At 49.3% G+C, this 1640-nt stretch carries 1 protein-coding gene; it reads left to right on the top strand.

All coding sequences use genetic code 11. The features are described from left to right. The first annotated feature begins 74 nt into the window (after window positions 1-74). Window positions 75-1640, top strand: a complete 1566-nt coding sequence (ahpF, locus tag ACP69Y_RS16575; RefSeq protein WP_425919538.1) for an alkyl hydroperoxide reductase subunit F — start codon at window positions 75-77, stop codon at window positions 1638-1640.

The following is a 1640-nucleotide window of genomic DNA, read 5'->3' as shown; positions in this document are numbered from 1 at the left end:
TGTTTTATCTATTCATTCATTTATCTTAGTATAGCCTTATTAAATAAACATTTACTCCCTTGGAGAGGTTAGCCATGTTAGATCAAAATACTTCAGCGCAACTTAAAACTTTATTACAACGTCTGGAAAGCCCGATTGAAATTGTGGCATCACTGGATGCTTCTGACAAGTCAGACAAAATTAAAGAATTGGTCACGGAAGTTGCGGCACTGTCGGATCAGGTCACGGCCCGTTTTGATGGTACAAGCTCACGTGCACCGAGCTTCGGGATCGCCAAAGTCGGTGAGCAGCCACGGGTCAATTTTGCCGGCTTGCCGATGGGGCATGAATTTACCTCACTGATCCTGGCATTGCTGCAAGTATCGGGTTATGCGCCGAAAGTATCGGATGACGTATTGGCTCAAATCAAGGGTTTAAATTTAACTGATGATTTTGACGTATTTGTTTCCTTAAGCTGCCATAACTGTCCAGACGTGGTGCAAGCCTTGAACCTGATTGCGATTCACAATCCGGGTGCCACAGCGACCATGATTGACGGCGCATTCTTCCAGGAAGAAGTGGAACAGCGCAAAATCATGGCAGTACCGATGCTGTTCCAGAACGGTGAACACATCGGTCAGGGCCGTATGACGCTGGAAGAAATCGTGGCCAAACTGGATTCGGGTTCATCGGCCAAAGATGCGGAAAAACTCAATGCCAAAGGCGCCTTTGATGTGCTGGTGATTGGTGGCGGACCTGCAGGTAACACTGCTGCGATCTACGCGGCACGTAAAGGCATTCAGACCGGGATTGTGGCGGAACGCTTTGGTGGTCAGGTGATGGATACCATGGACATTGAAAACTACACTTCGGTACAGAAAACCCAAGGTCCGAAATTTGCTGCTGAAATGGAAGCGCATGTACGTGCTTATGATGTCGACATCATGAACCTGCAAAAAGTAGCAGCCATTAAAGGCGCGGATGAAACCGCCAACGGTCTGGTGGAAGTGACGCTGGAAAATGGCGCCAAGCTAGAGTCAAAAACCATTATCCTGTCGACCGGTGCACGCTGGAGAGAAATGAATGTGCCGGGTGAACAAGAGTATAAAACCCGTGGTGTGGCGTACTGTCCGCACTGTGACGGTCCACTGTTCAAAGGCAAACGTGTTGCGGTGATTGGTGGCGGTAACTCGGGTGTGGAAGCGGCGATTGACCTGGCCGGGATTGTCGAACATGTAACACTGGTTGAGTTTGATACCAAACTGCGTGCCGACCAGGTATTGCAGGACAAGCTTAACAGCTTGCCCAATACCACAGTGATCAAGAATGCACTCTCGACTGAAGTGGTCGGTGACGGTTCACAGGTGACTGCACTGAAATATAAAGACCGGGCTACCGATGAAGAGCATACGGTTGAACTGGCCGGGATCTTCGTACAGATCGGTCTGTTGCCGAACACGGATTTCCTGAAAGCGTCAAAAGTTGAACTGAGCAACCGTGGCGAGATCGTGATTAACGAGCGCAACGAAACCAGTGTCAAAGGTGTCTTTGCTGCCGGTGACTGTACTACGGTTCCGTACAAGCAGATCATCATTGCCACCGGTGAAGGTGCCAAGGCATCCCTATCTGCTTTCGATTACATCATTCGTTCAGGGCAATAA

The sequence above is a fragment of the Acinetobacter sp. TSRC1-2 genome, from assembly GCF_049895885.1.
In the GTDB taxonomy this organism is placed as follows: domain Bacteria; phylum Pseudomonadota; class Gammaproteobacteria; order Pseudomonadales; family Moraxellaceae; genus Acinetobacter.
Note: the sequence above shows the minus strand (reverse complement) of the source record. Positions and strands in the feature narration are given on the sequence as shown.

What these genes read in the sequence shown, in the direction of transcription:
- ahpF (WP_425919538.1), top strand. Translation starts at nt 75, where the DNA reads ATGTTAGATCAAAATACTTCAGCGCAACTTAAAACTTTATTACAACGT.